The sequence below is a fragment of the Puniceibacterium antarcticum genome, from assembly GCF_002760615.1.
GTDB lineage: Bacteria > Pseudomonadota > Alphaproteobacteria > Rhodobacterales > Rhodobacteraceae > Puniceibacterium > Puniceibacterium antarcticum.
In genome coordinates, this window is the sequence record NZ_AWWI01000060.1 from 42,895 (window position 1) to 61,269 (window position 18,375).

General features: G+C 61.8%; 27 protein-coding genes. 17 read left to right on the forward strand and 10 right to left on the reverse strand.

The window, feature by feature from the left end; genetic code table 11:
- From P775_RS07870 to P775_RS07915, 10 genes are all read right to left on the reverse strand, one after another.
- On the reverse strand, positions 1-225 hold the full coding sequence (locus tag P775_RS07870) for a hypothetical protein (protein ID WP_099910462.1): 225 nt from the start codon (positions 223-225) through the stop codon (positions 1-3).
- Positions 222-470, reverse strand: coding sequence for a hypothetical protein (locus P775_RS07875; RefSeq protein WP_099910463.1), 249 nt, complete (start codon positions 468-470; stop codon positions 222-224). Before P775_RS07875 ends, P775_RS07870 begins: the two co-directional genes overlap by 4 nt.
- The gene (locus tag P775_RS07880) at positions 467-1,639 is read right to left on the reverse strand and encodes a site-specific integrase (protein WP_099910464.1); all 1,173 of its coding nucleotides are present in this window, start codon (positions 1,637-1,639) and stop codon (positions 467-469) included. Before P775_RS07880 ends, P775_RS07875 begins: the two co-directional genes overlap by 4 nt.
- Positions 1,636-1,815, reverse strand: coding sequence for a hypothetical protein (locus P775_RS07885; RefSeq protein ID WP_099910465.1), 180 nt, complete (start codon positions 1,813-1,815; stop codon positions 1,636-1,638). The genes P775_RS07880 and P775_RS07885 overlap by 4 nt, the downstream gene beginning before the upstream one ends.
- Positions 1,812-2,063 carry a helix-turn-helix transcriptional regulator gene (locus tag P775_RS07890; RefSeq protein WP_099910466.1) on the reverse strand — a complete coding sequence of 84 codons (252 nt, stop codon included), beginning with the start codon at positions 2,061-2,063 and terminating at the stop codon, positions 1,812-1,814. Before P775_RS07890 ends, P775_RS07885 begins: the two co-directional genes overlap by 4 nt.
- Positions 2,060-2,302, reverse strand: a complete 243-nt coding sequence (locus tag P775_RS07895) for a hypothetical protein (RefSeq protein WP_099910467.1) — start codon at positions 2,300-2,302, stop codon at positions 2,060-2,062. Before P775_RS07895 ends, P775_RS07890 begins: the two co-directional genes overlap by 4 nt.
- A gap of 104 nt (positions 2,303-2,406) precedes the next feature.
- Positions 2,407-2,727, reverse strand: coding sequence for a hypothetical protein (locus tag P775_RS07900; protein ID WP_099910468.1), 321 nt, complete (start codon positions 2,725-2,727; stop codon positions 2,407-2,409).
- Between the two features lie 4 nt (positions 2,728-2,731).
- Positions 2,732-2,986 carry a hypothetical protein gene (locus P775_RS07905; protein ID WP_099910469.1) on the reverse strand — a complete coding sequence of 85 codons (255 nt, stop codon included), beginning with the start codon at positions 2,984-2,986 and terminating at the stop codon, positions 2,732-2,734.
- Between the two features lie 87 nt (positions 2,987-3,073).
- Positions 3,074-3,742: a hypothetical protein gene (locus P775_RS07910; RefSeq protein ID WP_143520843.1), complete on the reverse strand. Its 669-nt coding sequence runs from the start codon at positions 3,740-3,742 to the stop codon at positions 3,074-3,076.
- Positions 3,720-4,343 carry a helix-turn-helix transcriptional regulator gene (locus P775_RS07915; RefSeq protein ID WP_099910471.1) on the reverse strand — a complete coding sequence of 208 codons (624 nt, stop codon included), beginning with the start codon at positions 4,341-4,343 and terminating at the stop codon, positions 3,720-3,722. Before P775_RS07915 ends, P775_RS07910 begins: the two co-directional genes overlap by 23 nt.
- A 95-nt stretch (positions 4,344-4,438) precedes the next feature.
- Between P775_RS07915 and P775_RS07920 the strand changes: the two genes are divergently transcribed.
- The 17 genes from P775_RS07920 (at position 4,439) to P775_RS08000 (ending at position 18,203) form a co-directional block, all read left to right on the forward strand.
- Positions 4,439-4,756 (forward strand): hypothetical protein, encoded by a 318-nt coding sequence (locus tag P775_RS07920; RefSeq protein ID WP_099910472.1) that lies wholly within the window; start codon positions 4,439-4,441, stop codon positions 4,754-4,756.
- A gap of 255 nt (positions 4,757-5,011) precedes the next feature.
- Entirely contained in the window at positions 5,012-5,302 is a 291-nt protein-coding gene (locus P775_RS07925; RefSeq protein WP_099910473.1) for a hypothetical protein, read from the forward strand.
- Entirely contained in the window at positions 5,295-5,624 is a 330-nt protein-coding gene (locus tag P775_RS07930; RefSeq protein ID WP_099910474.1) for a hypothetical protein, read from the forward strand. The genes P775_RS07925 and P775_RS07930 overlap by 8 nt, the downstream gene beginning before the upstream one ends.
- On the forward strand, positions 5,621-6,664 hold the full coding sequence (locus P775_RS07935; protein WP_099910475.1) for a hypothetical protein: 1,044 nt from the start codon (positions 5,621-5,623) through the stop codon (positions 6,662-6,664). Before P775_RS07930 ends, P775_RS07935 begins: the two co-directional genes overlap by 4 nt.
- 17 nt (positions 6,665-6,681) lie before the next feature.
- Positions 6,682-6,966 (forward strand): hypothetical protein, encoded by a 285-nt coding sequence (locus P775_RS07940; protein ID WP_099910476.1) that lies wholly within the window; start codon positions 6,682-6,684, stop codon positions 6,964-6,966.
- Between the two features lie 3 nt (positions 6,967-6,969).
- Complete coding sequence (locus tag P775_RS07945; RefSeq protein ID WP_099910477.1) at positions 6,970-8,139, forward strand: DUF7146 domain-containing protein; 1,170 nt, start codon at positions 6,970-6,972, stop codon at positions 8,137-8,139.
- Positions 8,136-8,423: a hypothetical protein gene (locus P775_RS07950; RefSeq protein WP_099910478.1), complete on the forward strand. Its 288-nt coding sequence runs from the start codon at positions 8,136-8,138 to the stop codon at positions 8,421-8,423. The genes P775_RS07945 and P775_RS07950 overlap by 4 nt, the downstream gene beginning before the upstream one ends.
- A complete protein-coding gene (locus P775_RS07955) occupies positions 8,420-10,444 on the forward strand; it encodes a hypothetical protein (protein WP_099910479.1) in 2,025 nt (674 codons plus the stop codon). The genes P775_RS07950 and P775_RS07955 overlap by 4 nt, the downstream gene beginning before the upstream one ends.
- A gap of 441 nt (positions 10,445-10,885) precedes the next feature.
- Positions 10,886-11,554, forward strand: a complete 669-nt coding sequence (locus P775_RS07960) for a hypothetical protein (RefSeq protein ID WP_099910480.1) — start codon at positions 10,886-10,888, stop codon at positions 11,552-11,554.
- Positions 11,555-11,780: 226 nt separating this feature from the next.
- Entirely contained in the window at positions 11,781-13,562 is a 1,782-nt protein-coding gene (locus tag P775_RS07965) for a hypothetical protein (protein ID WP_099910481.1), read from the forward strand.
- A complete protein-coding gene (locus P775_RS07970) occupies positions 13,562-13,855 on the forward strand; it encodes a hypothetical protein (protein WP_099910482.1) in 294 nt (97 codons plus the stop codon). The genes P775_RS07965 and P775_RS07970 overlap by 1 nt, the downstream gene beginning before the upstream one ends.
- Positions 13,855-14,529: a hypothetical protein gene (locus P775_RS07975; protein ID WP_099910483.1), complete on the forward strand. Its 675-nt coding sequence runs from the start codon at positions 13,855-13,857 to the stop codon at positions 14,527-14,529. The genes P775_RS07970 and P775_RS07975 overlap by 1 nt, the downstream gene beginning before the upstream one ends.
- Entirely contained in the window at positions 14,526-15,038 is a 513-nt protein-coding gene (locus tag P775_RS07980) for a hypothetical protein (RefSeq protein WP_099910484.1), read from the forward strand. The genes P775_RS07975 and P775_RS07980 overlap by 4 nt, the downstream gene beginning before the upstream one ends.
- On the forward strand, positions 15,022-15,204 hold the full coding sequence (locus P775_RS07985) for a hypothetical protein (protein WP_099910485.1): 183 nt from the start codon (positions 15,022-15,024) through the stop codon (positions 15,202-15,204). Before P775_RS07980 ends, P775_RS07985 begins: the two co-directional genes overlap by 17 nt.
- A complete protein-coding gene (locus P775_RS07990) occupies positions 15,204-16,856 on the forward strand; it encodes a portal protein (protein ID WP_099910486.1) in 1,653 nt (550 codons plus the stop codon). Before P775_RS07985 ends, P775_RS07990 begins: the two co-directional genes overlap by 1 nt.
- Complete coding sequence (locus P775_RS07995) at positions 16,853-17,176, forward strand: hypothetical protein (RefSeq protein ID WP_099910487.1); 324 nt, start codon at positions 16,853-16,855, stop codon at positions 17,174-17,176. The genes P775_RS07990 and P775_RS07995 overlap by 4 nt, the downstream gene beginning before the upstream one ends.
- Positions 17,169-18,203 (forward strand): hypothetical protein, encoded by a 1,035-nt coding sequence (locus P775_RS08000; protein ID WP_099910488.1) that lies wholly within the window; start codon positions 17,169-17,171, stop codon positions 18,201-18,203. The genes P775_RS07995 and P775_RS08000 overlap by 8 nt, the downstream gene beginning before the upstream one ends.
- The last annotated feature ends 172 nt before the right edge of the window (positions 18,204-18,375 follow it).

An 18,375-nucleotide genomic window follows, 5' to 3' on the forward strand; every position in this document is an offset into this window, starting at 1 on the left:
TCAGCCCTCACTCCTGTGGATGTTGCACAGGCGATGACCCGGCCCAGTGCTGAGGAAGCTTTTGCCGCAAGCCATGCAGTTGCGGGGCTTGGTGCGTTCTGCCAATGCCAGCCGTTCCGCCACCACCATCGCCTGATCATAGCTGCAGCGCGGGGTGTCGACCGGCTTGCCATTGATCATCGGTTGCCAGCTGCTGCCGGATCCGCGCGCATCGACCCGGATCAATGGATCTGCTCCGCCCGTGCCGATTGGCCGGGACGGGTAAGGTCAGAAGAGATTTCTGCAAAAGTGAAAAGCAGCTGATCCACGCATTTCGGGCAATTACATCCGATTGTTTTCACACGGATTGGCCCCTCATTGCTCAGCTCGATGACCAACAAGGTTGTCACGTCACCTTTTCCGACCCGCATGTTGTCCTGAGTGCGCGAAACCAAATCCTTGATCAGCGCCGTGCATTTTTCGTCTCTCATGCCTGTTTGCCTTTCTTCGCGACCGGCCGCTGGATAGAGCCCACCGCACGTGCGGCCGTGTGGAACGAGGGGGGCATGTAAGTTTCGCCGAGCTGAGGATTGATCGCGGCCGAGTTGCCCAGGACGTCACCCACGTCGGCACGGTCAGCACCGCCGGCACGGGACATCACACCGAACGTGCGGCGCAGATCGCGAAATTGCAGGGTCCTGAGTTTGGGCATGCGGCTGGCGGCCGTCGCGCGGATCGTGGCCCAGCGTTTGCGGAACAGATCGCCGGAATAGGGCAGGCCGGTCGCGTCGTCATGCAACAGATAGATCTGACCCTCGAAAGCGCGGTCCTGCACGGCCCGCACACGCGGCAGCACCTCATCATGCAGTGGCATCACGCCGTAATTCTTTTTCTTCGACCGGATCATTTCCCAGATCCAAACGTCACGCGCCGCATCCTCACCCGGCAGGGCCATGGTGACGGGCCGGAAGGCATCGAGGCGGGCATGGATGATATCATTCTGGCGGGGCGCCTGCAGCACGGCCAACACGATGGCGCAGGCCATGGCGGGCATGCCCAGATCGTCGGCTGTGCGCACCAGCAGATCGAATTCATCCCAGCTGGCAGAGCGGTGGCGCGGTTCCGTCGGCGTCATGCCCAGGCGAAAGCAGGGGTTGGAGTTTTCAGACCGCCAGCCCAGCAGTTCGGCGTAGGTGAACAGCACGGAAAACGCGCGGATGATGTTGACGGCGTAGGTCTGCCCGCGCGAGGCGGCAAGCGTTTCGTACCAGGTGTAGATCACGGGGCGGGTGAATTCGCCGATCGCGCGGCTGCCCCACTTTTCGGCAATCAGCTTCATGTCGGCGCTGTAGCCCTTGCGGGTCGCGGCCGACTTTTTCGTGAAGCGGCTCGATGCCTGATATTGCGCGATCAGTGCGTCGACCGTGCGCCCACCAGAGACCTGGCGCGCCCCCTTTGATCCGACGCTGTCCACATCGCCGTTCAGGCGGGTGGCTTCGCGCACCGACCAGGTCAGACGCTTTGGGTCAAGTTCGACAGGGGTAAAGCCGCCCTGGCGCGCCTTGGCATTGGGTTCCCACCAGATCCGCCAGCTGCCATCGGTGCGCTGGCGCTGACGCAGCCAGCGCGGTGGATTTGGGATGGGCTGGCGGGGTGTCATTTCAGCGAACCGAAAACGAAGCCGAGTGAAAACAGAGTGAGCAACACCGCAACCGTACTGGACCAGTCAGTGCCGCGTGTCATGACGCCAAATCCCAATCCCAGAAGGAAGATGGCAGCGATCAGAATATAGCCCAAGCCAGCGCCGGGTCCCATATTGTCGGATTTATCGTTCATGCGCGGCGCGCCTCTTCGATGAGGTAAACGTTGTGGGGCAGGATGCTGGGCAGGCCAGAGGGGGCCACGCCCTGTTCCAAAACCCATGCCGTGATGGCATCGGCGCGCCATTTCAGCGGGCGCAGGCAGGTGGGCATCGGCGGGGGAAAGCGTTTGCTGTCCTCCAGCCGCGTGCGCGCCGCCAGAAAGGCGGTGCCACTGTCAAAGCCGGTCAGTTCAGCCACCTGTTCAGCGGTGATGAAGGTCATTTTCCCATCCTTTCCATGCGGTAACGGGCCGCGATTGCAGCGGTGGTGAAATCATCCTGTGTTTCAGGGTGTGGCTTGAGGCGCGGTTCTTTGAACATTGGCCAGCCGTTGCGTGTTCCAAATCGCTCAACGAGATAGACGGCGCGCAAGAAAACCACGCCCAAGGCCAGACACAGGAGGGTCATCGCTGAAAGCCATAGCGCGCCTGGATGGCCGAAAAACCAATTCAAAAGCTCCATGTTGGTGATCCTGTTATCAGCCCCGTCATGCGCCTGCGGACGGGGCTGTGGGTTATGGGCCGGTGCCGTGAGGAAGGCAGCACCGCGGGCGACCCCGGGGGAAATCAGCGGAGAAAGCCGAGCTGCATGGCCTCGGCGAGACAGCCCGCAAAATGCGCGCGGTCATGGGCAATGGCTTGTGGGCTGAGATGTTCGCCGTCAGCCGGATTTGCGCTGAGCCTGACAGCACCTGCATCGATTTGGGCGGCCCAGGTGCGCATGCAGTCGAGCGCGTAGATAAAGCCCAGCAGTTCATCCGGGGTGAGCTTGCGCGTCATCAGCGCACGCGTGTCCGGCAGGCAGGGCCTGCGGTCTGCCTGGACGAATTGCGCCATGACGCGCTGAAAGTCGTCCAGTGCCGTGTCGTGCAGGATCTGCTGGGCCATTGGATCAGCCCGCAGGCAGGAACACGACGTTGTCGAGATCGACCACGTCAGAGATCAGCGCCATGGCACGGCGGCGCTGCAGCAGTTCCTGCGCGATCGGCGCGGCAAGGCAGATGATCAGCGCCGCCTCGGCGTCATCGAGGTGTTCGGCTGTCTGCGCCTTGGTAGCGGCGGTGATAAAGCTGTCAAGAATTTGGTCTGTGATCGGACCGCCATGGGCAAAGGGGATGGTTTTGGGATTTTGGCGTGCGAGGGACACGGTGAAAGCTCCTGTGTGTGAAATCTACACAGAAGTTAGGGGTGCCTACCGCAAACTGTCAATACCCAATTAGTGAAATACACTAACTTAGTGATTCCAAGGCCGCGTGAATTTGTGCTCACGCGCCTCTTTAACGATACGATCTGCCACCACTTCGGGGCTGCATTCCAGCAGATCCTGCGCCGGTTGGTAGCCAAATTTTGCCAGAGCGAACACATGCCCAGCACGTTCAACGGCGGCGGCACGATGCTGATCCGTTTCGTATTCGTAACCGACCAGAACAGTAATCCGGATCTTGCCGAGGTGGCGAGCTTCGCTGTGATCCAGCGATATGAGCCCCGGCGGGTCGAAACGGCACACCGTAGTTTTCCCGGTAAGGCCGGATTTGCGGATCTCGAAATTGCATCCTGCTGTCCAGACCTTGTCCTCTGGCGGCGGAGACGCCGGAACCTCCGCCTCTTCAAAAAGCGTTGGTGTATCCCTCATCAATCGCTGCATTTCCTTGCGGCTGGCCATTTCGGCAAGTGGATACGGCAGAAAAAAAAGCGCTGAAAATTGTGCCGCCATGCCAATGATCATGGCGCCTTCTTGCCCTATGGTCGACGTTAGCGGCCCCCAGATTGGATAGAGTGGAATGGCGGGAGAGATGAGCGCAAAGATAAACCCGCGCTGGTGCCACTTGTCAAAAGACTGCTTTTGCAAGAGGCGATAAACCCTTGTCTCTTCTGGCTTTTTAAGAACGCCAGCTTGCAACAACTTTGCCCCTTATGACCACGTTACTGCCGTCAACAATGACGACGCGCTGCATGTCAGGATCTGTTGTTGCAGAGACGAGCACAGGAGGTTCCAGTCGCCGCAGCAATGTTGTCGCGCCTCCTGAGCGGTTGTTGTACTGCTGGGCGATGACAATGTCACCTGCGCTCGTGCGCTCTGACTGGTGCGTATCGACCAGGATAAAATCACCGAGCTTGTATCCATCGAGGATCAGCGCCGAGGATGTCACTTTCCAGACGTCGACACCGGGGCGACCGCCGCCAAACGCGACAGCACAGCGCAAGGTGCTGGACAGGTCCCCCGGCCTTCCCGGTTTCTCAAGAAACGGGGAGGCATCGCCATCGGAAAAGCCGGGAACGAGCTGATGGGTTTCCCTGCTTTCCAGAATACCCGCCTTTTCAAGTACCTGATCAAGCGGAGCCTGCAATACTTCTGCAAATACTTTGGCCTGGTCCAGTGACATACGCTGTCGGCCAACGTAGATGCGGGACACAACTGACCTGTCGCGGCCAAGCTTTGCCGCGATCTGATCGGCGGTCACATCCACCTTTTTTTGTTGTTGTTTGAACCACTTGTCATCCATGGGTGCAAGGTGGGCACTGTGAACTACTAAATACAGAGTGAAAAACACTAAATAAGTATTGCGCTAAGAGGGAACTTGGTTCTAGATCTGGCGTTATGAGTAGGCACCTAACACCAGTTCAAGTATGTGAGCGGCTTATCGGGCCGGTTGAAACACTTGGCCCCATTGCCGGGCTGCAGGCGAAAGCAGCATATGGCTGGCGGCGGGAGTCGCAGTATCGCGATGCCGGGGATCTGACCCCGCGAGCAAACCGCGCACTTCTCGCCCATGCAGCTGCCCATGACATCCCGCTGACCGCGGATCATCTGATCTGGGGCGCGCCCGAAGAAGAGATCGAGCAGCTGCTGGCAGCGATGCCGCAGAAGCCTGCTGATCGTGCGAGGTCTGGCAACATGCCGGTCGCCGCAGAATGAGTTTCCACGGATCCTTCCGACCGTGGAAATCCCCGCAGGCTGCCTCGGGTGTCTTGTCCACACCCTTGCCTGCGCACCTGGCCGGGCGTTTCTCCTCCTCCCGATCGTCCGGCCTTTCTTATTTTCATCCGGCTGTTGTGCGCTGGCTGCTGACCCAATGCCGGGTCCAGCGCCATGGCCGTGATCCGCGTGGGGTGGTGGCCGCCATGAACGCCACCCCATGCCTGGATCGATCTTTGCGCCGGAGCGGGGGCCATGTCGCGTGAGCAGACAGCGGTCAAATTCGCAGCCTTTGCTGTCGCCTGTTCGCTTAAAGGCGACCGGCTGGATCCCCGGGATCTGGCGCGGCTGGAAGCACAGGCCGCAGAGCAGCTGGAGGACACAGCACCGTTGCGCCGCGCCATCGAGGGCTGGGCACGCCAGATCCGCAATCACCCGGGTGACCGCCAGCGCCTGATCCGTCTGGCGGATCAGATGGGCGATTACATCCAGCTTTTGAACCAACCGGTGCCGCCAGATGCGGACAGAAAGGATATTTATGGCTGACTGCGATATTCCGATGACCCCGGCGGATCACAGCATGTTTTATGCGTTGATTGCCCTGACGAGCTGCCGCATCGCGGACCCTGATCGCGAAGAACTGATCCTGCACGCGCTGACCCGCGCCTGGGGGCAGAGCGAAAGCGCCAATCCGAATGTGGCCAAGCTGGCAGCGGTTGCGCGCCAGGTGGTGATCCTGATCAAGCCTGGCGTCTACAACCATCAGCGCGCCCGCGTGTTGCTGGAAGCCAGCGCCGCGGTGGAACGGTTCGCCGAATGGCGGCTGGGCCTGTCCATGGCGCATATGCAGCCCGAGGTGGCAGCATGACTGGCGCCCTGGACGATCTGCGCCAGACGCTGGCCGAGGACAGTCAGATCCTGAAGGCCAAGATGCACGCGCTGGATGTGCTGGCCTATTGCCTGCAGTCGCTGACCACGGCGGGGTTTTCGCCCGATCTGACGGACGAGGATGGCTTGCTGGTGCTGTCGGTGGATCCGGATGTGATCACGCTGCCCGGTCTGGTGCAGGTTTCGTGTGGTGTTGATTTCAGCGCCGAGGCTGGCGGTGGGTCGCAGCAGTTCACCGTCATTGTGCCCGAAGGTCTGTTCCCACCCAAGCCTATTGTCACGCCCAGTGCGCCTGATGGTATTTATCCGCCGCCGCCGCCGCCGGACGTCCCGACTGAAGATGATGTCGGGACGATCAAGGTTTCTGAGCCTGTTGCGCCGGAGGTCGAGACCGTTGCGCCGGAGCCTGCGCCTGTCGCGCCGAAGCCCGTGGCAGCCAAACCTGCCCCTGTCGCCCGAAAGCCAAAAGTCAAAACTGGTGAGTGGACGAAAGAGGAAGAGGCGTTTGCCCTGCGGCTGAGCTGGCGCGGCACACCCCCAGCAGAGATCGCAGAGCAGCTGAACAGAGATCGAAAATCCGTCGCGAACAAACTGTTCCGCCTGAAAAAATCCAATCCACAGCGCAGCAAAGCGGATCCCGATCGCGTCAGTGACAGCATCGCACAGGCGATCGCCACGCGCACGCCCCTCACTGTGCGATGGCCGGGCGATGCACCATCACCCACAACCACCAATCTGCCGATCGAGGATGATCTTAGCATCCAGATGGGTGCGACAGAACGTGCCGTGCGCCACCATCTGCGCGCGATCGGCAATGCAGCGCCCTGGACCAAATCCGCCGATCTGCAGCTGGTCGAAATGCTGCTGCGCGGTGACGGACTGGATGCAGCTGTCGCCGCCCTGAAGGTGACGCGTGAGGCTGGCAAGAACCGTTGGAACGACCTGTGCCCTGCCAAGACGATCAAGGCGCAAGAGGACCTCGTGATGGTCCTGCGCAAACGCTTTTCCGAACCTGACTGAAAAAGAAGGAAAGTCACATGAACGAAAAATCACATATCCAGTCGGATAATGAGCCGTATGGCTATATCGCAGGGCGCGCCAGATCAATTCTTGAACTGGTTGAGCGGTTGGATGAGATCAACGCCGATTTAGATACCAAGGCTGACCAGACCTTTGGTGCTGCACCATCGACGTTGGGTGCAGGTTCCTCTTGTTCTGACGCGCCAAATTCATCTCTCGATTATCTCGATAAAGCTCTGGAACGATTGAGAGCAGGGATTGAATATCTCGCCACCAATCGTGACAGGTTCATGGGCATCTGACCCATGACACCCCGCCAGACATACGGGGTCGAGCAGATCAAGGACATGCTGCTGGCGCGGCTGCATGACGTGGTTGCCCAGTATGCCCCACCGGCAGAGGGCAGCCACACCGATTTCGGCAAATATTTCACGTTGAACCCGGGCCGCGCGGATCGCCGTGTGGGCAGTTTCTGCATCACGATGAGCGGGCCTGAAGCCGGGCGCTGGGTCGATTTTGCGATGGGGCCCCGCGCGGGCAGCCGGGCGCAATGTGCCTGTGGCGATGTGCTGGACCTGATCGGTCTGAGCCTTGGCCTGTCGGATCCGCGCGACCAGCTGCGCGAGGCGCGCACGTTTCTGGGGCTTGAGACCGAAAGCCCGGATGTGCGCCGCCAGCGCGAACGTGCGGTGGCCGAAGCAAAGGCGCGGCGCGAGGCGCAGGCCAAAGTCGAGGACGAACGCAAGGCCAAGCGCGCGGGCATCGCCCAGCGGATCTGGCTGGAAGCCACACCGACGCTGCGGGGCACGCCGGTCGATCACTATCTGCGCGATGCGCGTGGCATCGATCTGGCGCGCCTTGGCCGTGCGCCGGGTGTGATCCGGTTTCACCCGGCCTGTTATTACAGCCATACCGACCAGGACACGGGCGAGGTGACAGAGGGCAAGTTTCCGGCGATGGTCGCGGCGATCAACCGCCGTCATGAGTTTGTCGCGGTGCACCGCACCTATCTGGCGACCGATGACCAGGGCCGCTGGCAAAAGGCGGATCTGCCCGTGTCCAAGAAGGTGCTGGGCGATTATGCCGGCGCATCAATCAACATCTGGCGCGGGCAGGGGCCGCGTGGTGGCAAGCCCGCCAGCCTGCCCAACTGCCCGCCTGACAGCCATGTGTTCATCACCGAGGGCATCGAGGACGCGCTGAGCGTGGTGACGCTGCACCCGCAGCTGCGCGTGCTGGCGGCCGTCAGCCTGTCCAACATCGGCTATGTGGATCTGCCCCCCAACGTCACGCGTGTGACGCTGGTTGCGGACCTCGATGATAACGACACCGCCCGCCACGCGCTGGACATGGCGATCGCACGGCACCGCAAGGCCGGACGTGCCGTGCATCTGTTCCAGAATGTCTGGGGTGGCAAGGACCTGAACGACGCGCTGCGCCTGGCGCAGCAGCACAGAAGCGAGGGGGCCGCATGATTTTTCGAGCTGAATATGACCAGGTGTTTCGATTGCATTTTCTGGCATTTGGCATCTCGGGCGAGATCCTGTTTGACCATCTAGGCACGGTGACCACATCGAGGGTGCCCGAGCAGGCGGACCGCCAGTTCCATGCCACGGCCCTGCGCCTGGCGCGCGACGCCGCATCCCGAACCCGTCTTGAAATGAACCGGCCCAGCTTTGGCCGGGGCAACAGTGAAACGCGCGGCCGCTTTATCAGACGGGTCGCCGAGCTGGCAAATGAGCAGGCCGCAAAAGAATGACAACACCTGAATACCCGACAAACGACGGCTGGCTGGAGAACCAGGGCCGCGCCAGTTACCGACCGCAGCTGGTCCCGACCGAGGACGATCTGCGCGATGCCCTGGAAAACGCGCCGCCCGCACCGGGTGGCCAAAGTGAAGGAAAGACAGATGAGCGGAATGATGGATCCGGAAATGGCGATGAGGGTCGAGGCGTTCAAAGCGGAGCTGGGGCTGAGCACGCGCCAAGCTATCAAGGAAATGGCGCGGGAGGCGGCCGTTCGCGAAAGCGCGGCGAGCTGTTTGACGACAGTCCGGTCACGCCTTTGGGGGTCCGTGGCAAATTCGCCTATTACCTCGATGCACTGGGGCAGCTGAGGGCGATCGACAACCACAACGCCCAGAACATCATGGGGCTGTTTGGCCATGCCATGCCCCGGCTGTGCTTCAACTTTCCCCAGTGGGAAAACACGGCGGAAAAGGGCGACCCGCCCATCATGCAGAAGAAAAAGAACCGGTTCGACCAGACCACCGCCGCCATGACCATGTGGGCGGCTGCCAGCGAATGCGGCGTGTTCAGTCCGGACAATGCCGTGCGCGGTGTCGGCGCCTGGCAGGACGAGGATGGTGGTCTGGTCTATCACATGGGCGATGCGGTGCTGCACAAGGGCGAGCAGCTGAAGCCCGGCCGCATCGGGCCGCATATCTACCCTGCGGCATCGCCCATCCCGCACCCCGACCTGGGCGCCTCTGAAAAAGATCCCGCGCCGGACATCCTTGACACCTTGCGGAGCTGGAACTGGGCGGTGCCGGATCTGCACCCGCAGATTGCCCTGGGCATGATCGCGGCACAGATGCTGTGCGGGGCGCTGGACTGGCGTCCGGTGTTCTGGCTGACCGCATCCGCATCCGCTGGCAAGTCCGAATTCCAGAAGCTGATTTCCATGCTGCATGGCGAAGGCGGGCTGGTGCAGTCGACCGATGTCACCAAGAGTGGCATTACCAGCCAGCTGGGCCAGTCATCGCTGCCAGTGGCGGTGGACGAGCTGGAGCCCGGCGACGAGCGGTCCAGCAAGGAACGCGACCTTATCACCCTGGCGCGTGTCGCAGCCTCTGGAGGGCAGTGGTTTCGCGGCAGCGCGGATCAGACCGGCGTTGGGGGCAAGGTCTATTCCGCCTTTCTGTTCTCCTCGATCCTGATACCCGGCATCATGAAGCCGCAGGATGTGCAGCGTCTGATCAAGCTGGATATGCAACCGCTCGACAGAGGTATCGCCAAGCTGAACCTGAAGCCGCGCACCTGGCGCGCCCGTGGCGTGCGCCTGAAGGCGCATCTGATCGCGCGCTGGGGCACGTGGGACGCTCGCCTGAGTGCCTGGCGTCATGCGCTGGAGCTGCAGGGCATCACCAACCGCGATGCGGACAACTGGGGCACCGTTCTGGCGATGGCTGACATGGCCTGCCAGGAGCGTATCGCCACCCCCGAAGAAATGGAGCCGCTGGCCCGCAAGGTGGCGTTTCAGGTCGCGTCAGAGAGCCCGGATACGGCCAACGATGCCGAGGCGATGCTGCTTTATCTGATGGGTCAGCAGTTCGATGTTTACCGGCGCGGCCAGCGCTTTACCGTGGCCCAGTGGGTCGCCGCAGGCGCGGCCTTACCCGGTGCTGATAAGGGCCTTGTTTCAGAGGCTTACGTGGACGCGGAAGACTATCGAAAGATGGTCAACAGGCACCTTGGGAATGCCGGAATGCGCGTCTATGTCGAGGGCAGCGAGCCGTCGCTTTTCATCGCCAACAAGCCCATTCAGGGGCTCCAGGATCTGTTCCATGGCAGCGACTGGGCCGGTGGTGTGTGGAAGCAATCCGCAGCCCGTGTGCCTGGTGCTGTCGCTGTCGATCAGCCCCGCACCCTGAACCGTATTCAGACCCGTGGTTACATCATTCCGCTGAAGGCGATCCCGGGAATGATGAGCTTTCCAAGTGAGCGCGTCGCACAACAGCCCGATGTGCGGCCGTCGGACGAGATCGAGGACTTCCGCTGATCATGAGACATCAAGGCACCCTTTTCGCGCCTCTTTGCGCTTTGCCCTTCCCCCCCACCCCTGTGTGTGCCAGTATTTTCGGGCGGTCAGGGCACCTGTTTTCGGGTCAGGGCTACAACGCTACAACGGTTGAGAATGTCACCGTTGTAGGGTCCGTTGTAGGCTTTTTTGCAACCAGATCAGCCACTTACCACCTCCCTACAACGCTACAACGGCAAAAGCGGTATATGCCTCATGTGTGCACGCGCGCGCGCGCGCATGTGAGGCTATCTCTATTTCTCCGTTGTACCGTTGTAGGTAGATATCAAGTATCTGGAAAGATTGAGAAAAAGCCTACAACGGGACCTACAACGGAGGCCAAAAGCGTTGTAGGAACCGTTGTAGGCCTGCGGTGCGATCTGCCTAACCCTCTGAAAAGCAATAAAAAAGGGGGTTTTTGAGATGGCAAAGGCGCGGAATTCCATGGAAGTCATGGCGCAGAAGGCTGCAGAGCGGATCGCCGAGGCGCGGCAGGCCGGTCAGCAGATCTCGTTCCTACCGGATGAGCGCGGTGCGCCGCCGGTCGACACGATCGAGCGCAAGGCTGGCCGTCCGTCCGGTGCTGCGGGCAAGGGCAGCAGCGAGATGCGCAAGTATCTGGCGGCCAAGGGCATGCGCATGCCCGAGGATGTGCTGGCCGAGATGGCGGGCCTTGCCAGCAGCGACACCGCCCTGATCACGGCGATGATGCAGGCCGAGCAGGTGCTTGCCTGGGCGTTTGCGGAGGCCAAGGACAAGGATGGCAAGATCCTTGCACCCGGCCCCCAGCAGCGCCTGGCCATGTTTTCCCAGCTCTACGTCCAGATGCTGCGCGCCGCTGACGCCCTGCTGCCCTACGGCACGCCCAAGGCAGCGCCCGACGTGGCGGTCACCCAGAACGTGCAGGTGGTCATGGCGCAGGGTCCGTCGCAGTCCGACCAGGGCGGCAGGATGCGCGATGTCACGCCCCGTTCGGACCGTCGGATGCGTCCGGCTGATGTGCGTCTGCAAATTGAGCAAAATCAAAGGCTTAACGAGGATGATGCGCAGGCATCGGACGGCGACACTCGGACGGATGAGGCAAGCGATTGAGAACGTTGGATAAAATGCGCACCATCGCACTAATTGAAAATCAGTTTGATATGCGCCGGATCCGCGCCGCCAGTTGCCCTGGTGCGGCATCGACCCACGCTGTGGTCATGGCCCTGCGCGCCCTGGCAAACCGGCCTCGACCCCCCCGGGGGGGGCCTGCGGCCCCTTTCTGTATGCCCCCCTTTCCGACCCCATTCACTATTTTGGCAATCCAAGGTCCGAAAAAATGAGCGTGAACATTGGCCATATGAAACGGGGTAAGGGGGTGAGCTGGTCGCTTGCTCATGAAGGGGCTGGGGGGGCTCAGGCGTCCGTGGACGCTGCTATCGCAGATTTGGAGGGTCTGGACGCGAAAGAGGCAATCGAGACGCTAGACGTGTCGTCCCCGGACGGCAATAGCTTTCTTGCCCTGCGTGATGACACGTTCCCCGGCCCGATCGCCGAGGAGTTCTATTGGTCCGACGGTGACGTGATCGCCATCCAGGGGCCGGTCGGCAGCGGTAAGACGACCACGCTGATGAAATCGCGCCGCCGCCGCGCGATCATGATGCCCCGATCCACCATCGACGGGGTGCGCCGCTACAAGGTCCTGTTCATCCGAGAGACCTACCGCCAGCTGTGGTCGACCAGTATCCCGTCTTATCTCGAAACCTTTCCCAAGGGGCTGGGCAAATGGTCCGGCGGGCGTGGCGACCCAGTGACCCATGTGATCAACTTTGAAGATCAGGATGGCCCGATCGAATTCACCGCCGAGTTCATGGCTTTTGGCGATGATCCGATCGCGGCGATGCGCGGGATCCAGACAACCGACATCGTGCTGAACGAAGCCGACACGATGCTTGTCATGATCCTGACCGTCGGCATCGGGCGGATCGATCGCTTCCCATCGCGCGAGCATTTTGCCGGTCTGCCGATCGATCTGCAGAGCTATGGCCAGATCTGTTGTGACCTCAACGCGCCGGATGAAGACAACTGGTGCTTCAAGGTCTTTCACGACAAGGAAGAGCGCGAGCGCATGGCAAAAGAGCTGTCCATGGCGCTGCCCGTGGGCACCAAGCCCATCGAGATCCTGTTCTTTGAACAGCCGGGCTATGGCATGCCGGGCTGCGAGAACCTGCAGAACCTGTCACCCAGCTATTACCCGCGCCAGATCGCATCGATGCAGCTCGCAGGGCGGGGCGATATGGTCGATCGCCTGGTGCGCAACAAGGTCACGTACCTACGCGTGGGCGAACCGGTGTTCAAGCGCGAGTACAACAAGCGGATCCACGTCGCCGAAGATACGATCCCCTACGATCCGCGCCTGCCGGTGCTGATCGGCCTCGATCAGGGCTTCAAGGGGGCTGCCGTGATCGCCCAGCTGGCCGGGTTCTTTCGCTGGCGCATCCTGGGCGAGGTGCATTACCCCAACGACCGGCTGTTTGCGCATGTGTTTGGCCAGCGTCTCAAGGAATATCTGGATGAACGCTGCCCTGGTGCGCGCATCGAGGCGGGCTGGGGCGATATGGCGGGCGAACATGGCGCCAGCCAGTCGGCAGATGAGAACGCGACCTGGAACCTGATGGTGGGCCGTGCGGCGGGTTTCCACATCCGCCCGCAGGTGATCGGCACCAACCGCATTCAGCCGCGGCTTGAGGCGATCCGCGCCGCCCTGGAAGCGCCGATCGAGGCGGGCGAACCCGGGCTGCTGATCGATCCGGACTGCAAGTTCCTGAAGCGCGGGTTTGAGGCGCGGTATGTCTGGACCGATGAGATCGATGCCAGCGGCGACAAGCGCAAGGTACCGAACAAGAAATTCACCGAAGCCAACGTGATGGACGGCCTGCAGTACCTGCTGCTGGGCCAGCATCGTGGCGACGGTATGAGCCCCTATGTGGCGAGATTGTCTGACAAGCGAAAGGGGCCGCCGGACATGCGCGGCCATAAAGGCGGGCCGCCGTTGTCGGGCAAACCAAAAAGTGGCCTGCGCACGGGATGGGACATCCTGAACCCCTATGGAGCGAACTGATGACAACACAAAAGGCCAAAGCGACAACCGCCGCGCCCAAAAAGGCCGCGCCGAAACCCGATCTGGACAAGCTGGAACGGATTGTGACGCTGATGAAGGATTATCCCAGCATCAACACCGACATGCTGCACCGACTTGACGTCGAAGAGGGCATGACGTTCCGCATGTCGCTGGGCAAATCCCTTGTCGCAGCGGGCAAGCTGAAAGCGCGTGGCCAGACGGATGCCGAAGCCGTCGAGAACTGGGGCAATGCTGCCCGTCGGCTGTTGCGCGCAGAAGGGCGGGCCGTGTGATGTTCCAGCACACATTCCGCGAAAAGGGCCTATGGCGCGGCTGGTTGAAGAATGGCCAGTCCGTCGAAATCTCGACAGCCAAACATGGATGGGATTTTGGCGCTGGCATCCACATTCACGGCAATGATGATGACATGGGCGACAGGATGCTTTTCCTCAAGCTCTGGCGCCTGACCATCGTCTTGCCCATGGGTGTGATCGAGCATCCATGGCCTGCAATGGATGGCCCGCAGTGGTCTGCCTATGCCTCCAGCGAGTTCGGCTTGATGTTCCACTGGGGCATGTCGAGCAAGTCGTTTGACATGCCATGGTTTTTGCACACGCTGGCCTATGAGCAACAGATGGCGGACGGATCCTGGATCAGCGTCTTTGATCCGGATGCAAAGCCATATGCGGAAGCATATCCATTCACCTACACGTTGAAATCCGGAAAGATCCAAAACCGGATCGCAACTGTGTCCAAGCGCCGCCACGTCCTCTGTCGGCGCATGTTCAAGATGTTCGGCTGGCCGAGATGGATCAAGGAAAGCATCGATATCGATTTCGACGGCGAAGTCGGTGAGCGTTCCGGTTCGTGGAAGGGCGGCACCATGGGCTGCAGCTACAACCTGCGCCGCGGTGAAACGATGGAGCAAGCGCTGCGCCGTATGGGGCGGGATCGAAAATTCAGATGATCCAAGCGGGACCATACGAGGATCACGCGGCACTGGAGGTGTTCCGCCGCCTCGATGCCTCTGACCTTCAGGAGGCCGCGCTGGCGCGGGGGGCGGAGGGTTCGCACCTTGCGCTGTGGGCGGAATGGCGGGGCATGCAGGCTGTGGGCGTCCTGTCCCACGTCCTGCGCACCCGCAGCGGCATGCCGTTCGCGGTGCTGGCCGTTGTGCCAATGTCACGCGGCGTCGCCCAGGGCGCATTCCTTGCCCGGTCCCACACCAGTTTCCGCATGCCGCTTGCCCGGGCGGCTGTGGAAATTTGCCAGCGTCTGCCCGTCTGGGCAAAAAGCGCCGGCATTCACCGACTTGAGGCCCGCTGTTGGGCCGCACATCCCACCGCCCCCCGCTTTCTGGCGGCCTGCGGTTTCACGTTCGAGGCGATCACGTCGGGCTATGGCCCGAATGGATCTGCCGATTTCCTTCAATTTGCATGGGTTCAACCAGGAGGCCAAAATGTGCAGTGCACCTAAAGTTCCGAAATCCCAACCGGCCCTGATCGCCGCACCCCAAACCGGCGAAGCTGCCAGCGGCAACATCGAGGCGCGTTTGCGCCAGGCGCGATCGGGGGCCGCCGCAAACATCCTGACATCGCCACTGGGCCTTGCCGGTGGCGGCAAGCTGGGCGGGGGCATGTGATGAAATCCGCAATCCTGTTCCCCGGAGATGAGCGCGCGCGCGAAGCTGAGCGGCGCTGGACCGAGCTGAAGGAGCCGCGCCTGCAGTTCGAAAGCGATTGGGAGGATATCGCGCGCCTGATCCGCCCCCAGCGTGGTGGGTTCCGCATCGACACACCCACCACGCGCGAGCTGACCAAGACGCTGAACAGCGAGGGGGCCATTGCGCATGGCCATTTCGCCGCCGGGATCTATTCCGGCATCACGAACCCGGCCACCCGCTGGGGTGGTTTCACTACCCCGGATGAGGATCTGAACCGCTGGCCACCGTTTTCCGAATGGCTGGATCGGGCCGCTGCCAAGGTGCACACGTCGTTTTCGCCATCAATGAGCAGCTTTTACCCTGCCAGCTATCAGATCTATGCGGATCTTGCGGCCTTCGGTAACGGTGCGGCCTATGACGAGATCGACACGGATAATCGCAAGTTTATCGATGTCACATTTTCCCTGGCAGAGATCGTCGTGGATGTGGATTTCCACGGCCGGGTGATCGAGGCGGTGCGCAAGCGCCATCTGACGCCACGCCAGGCAGTGCGGGCATTCAAGGGCAAGGTGCCGCCGCGCGTGGCCGAGCTGGCCGAAAAGGCCAGTATGGAAAAGCACGTCTATTTCCAGCACGTCATGCCGAATGAGGATTTCCAAGCACGCAGCCTGGGCACACGCGGCAGGCGCTGGCTAAGCCTGTGGTGCTGTGCGCTCGATTACTCGGTCGTGCGCGAAGGCGGCTTTGATGACATGCCGATCTATTTCCCGCGCTGGGATGTGGACAGCGGCATGGCCTATGGCACGGGGCCCGGTTCGATCGCGCTGGGATCAGCCCGCAAGCTGGACCTGATGGAGGCCGCGACCATGCGCGCCGCCCAACGGGCCGCAGATCCGACCAAGCTGGCCCCGGATCGCAACGCCGTGCCGCTGGACGGTGAATTCCGGCCCGGGAGCGTCGTCTATGGGGCCGTCAGCATGCAGGGCAACCCGCTGGTGCGGTCCGAAGAGTTCAACGGCAACATCGGCCTGACGCTGGAGGAAAAGCGCGCCGCCGCCGAGGCGGTCCAGAACGCGTTTTACTACTCGGTCATGAACATGACCGGGCGCACCGGCGTATCCGATGCAGAAAACCGCGTGATCGAAGAGGCGCGCCTGCGCAACTGGGCACCCCATGCCGATCGCATCATGGAGGAATACGCGGCGCGCAAATACGAACGCCGGTTCCGCATGCTGCTGAAGGCCGGGCAGATCGCGCCGCCCCCCGAGGGGATCCCGCCGAACACGCCGCTGATGGTATCCTACACCTCTGCCGCTGCCATGGCCCTGCGCGCCTCGGAGGCCCAGACCGTGCGCCAATACGTTCTGGGCGATCTGCTGCCGCTGGCCCAGCTCAAGCCCGAGATCCTAGACCGGATCAGCGCGGACGATTACGCCGAGGTGCTGCACGAAGCGAGCATGGCCGTGCCGCAGCGGGTGCTGGTGTCGCGCGAGGTGGCCCAGCAGACGCGGGAGGCGCGCCAACAGGCCCAGCAGGCCGCGCAGGCGGCTGAGCTGGCCAAGACTGGCGGTGCCGGGATGCGCGACATGGCGCAGGCGTCGGCCATGATGCAGGGAGGGCAGGGCAATTGATCCTCGACCGCCTGTCGATGGTGCTATCCCGGTTCGGGACCACGGCCCATGCGCGCGCGGCGGCTGCCGAACATGCCGCCATCTGGCGCGATGCTGCGCGCAAAGTGCCCGGGCTTGTTCCCGATCTGATCCGTCAGGGTGGGCTGTGCGCGGCCGAGCCTGTGAAAATGACCGGGGGCGCGCCCAGTGTTGCGCCCCTCGACCCATACCGGCTGGCCTATGAGGCGGGCCGCCGGGATCTGGCCCTGCAGCTGCTTGCGGCGGCGGGGCTGACCGTAACCCAAATGAGTGAACTTCTTGAGGAGCAGGATTATGTTTGATTTTCTGATGCGCATCCGCGCGCGGCGTGTGTTCAATGTGGCCGATGCTGGCGCTGGTGGCGGTGGTGGAGCCGATGATGGCGCTGCTGCTGCCGCTGCAGCAGCGGCAGGTGGAACTGGTGGAGACGGTTCTGGCGCTGCCGGTGGCGGAGCTGACGGGGGCGCGAAAAGCTGGTGGGAAGGCGAAAAGTTCAGCGCGTCCCAGCGGGAACAGCTGACGGCTCTGGGCCTGACGGTGGATGATCCGCTGGATGCGGTGGTACGTCTGGCCGACATGGAAAGCAACGCCAAGAAAAAGCTGGGCAAACCGGCGGATCAGCTGATCAGCAAGCCCGGCAAGGACCAGGATGTCGCGGACTGGATGCGCGAAAACGCCAGCGTGTTCGGGATCCCCGAAGCGGCCGACAAATACACGATCGAAAAGCCCCAAGACTGGCCCAAAGATGCCGCCTGGGACACTGACATGGAGGCGAAGGCGCGCGAGCTGGGCCACAAGATGGGGTTGAACGGATCGCAGCTGCAGGGGGTGGTCAACCTCTACGCGGAAAAGATGGCAGGTATGCTGACCGGCGCGGAAAAGGATCTGGAAACCTCCAGCGCTGAGCTGCGCGCAGATCTGCAAAAAGACTGGGGTGATCAGTACGGCTCCAAGGTTGCCTTGGCACAGCAAGCTGCCAGTGTCTTGGCGGAACAGGCGGGGCTGGACAGCACGGGCCTGATGAACATCGCCCAGGTGCTGCAGGGCGCGACCGGCGATGCCAATACCCTGCGCCTGTTTGCAACCATCGGCGAGATGATGGGCGAGGATCGGATGATCCAGATGCCTGGCAATGGCGGGGGGCTGGGCACGACACCAGCCGAGGCGCAGACCCAGCTGAACGCGATGCTCAAGCCAGACAGCGACTATGCCAAGGCCGTTGCGGACAAGCGTGCAGGCAAGCCGGGCGCAGCTGCGCGCTATACAGAGATGGAAAACCAGCGCACCAGTCTGGAAAAGATCATCTCTGCTGCCACAGCCAAGGCTTGAGCTGAAATATCACAAGGCCCTGCGCATTGCGCGGGGCCTATGTTTCGGCACCACATCTGGCGTTTTTTCTTGACATCCCCGCAAAATTCGCGATGAACTTGCCCCTGACGGGCGACCCTGCTTTTTACGGGTCCGTCTGATCCGGGCAATTCCGGCGACTAAGCCACGTTAA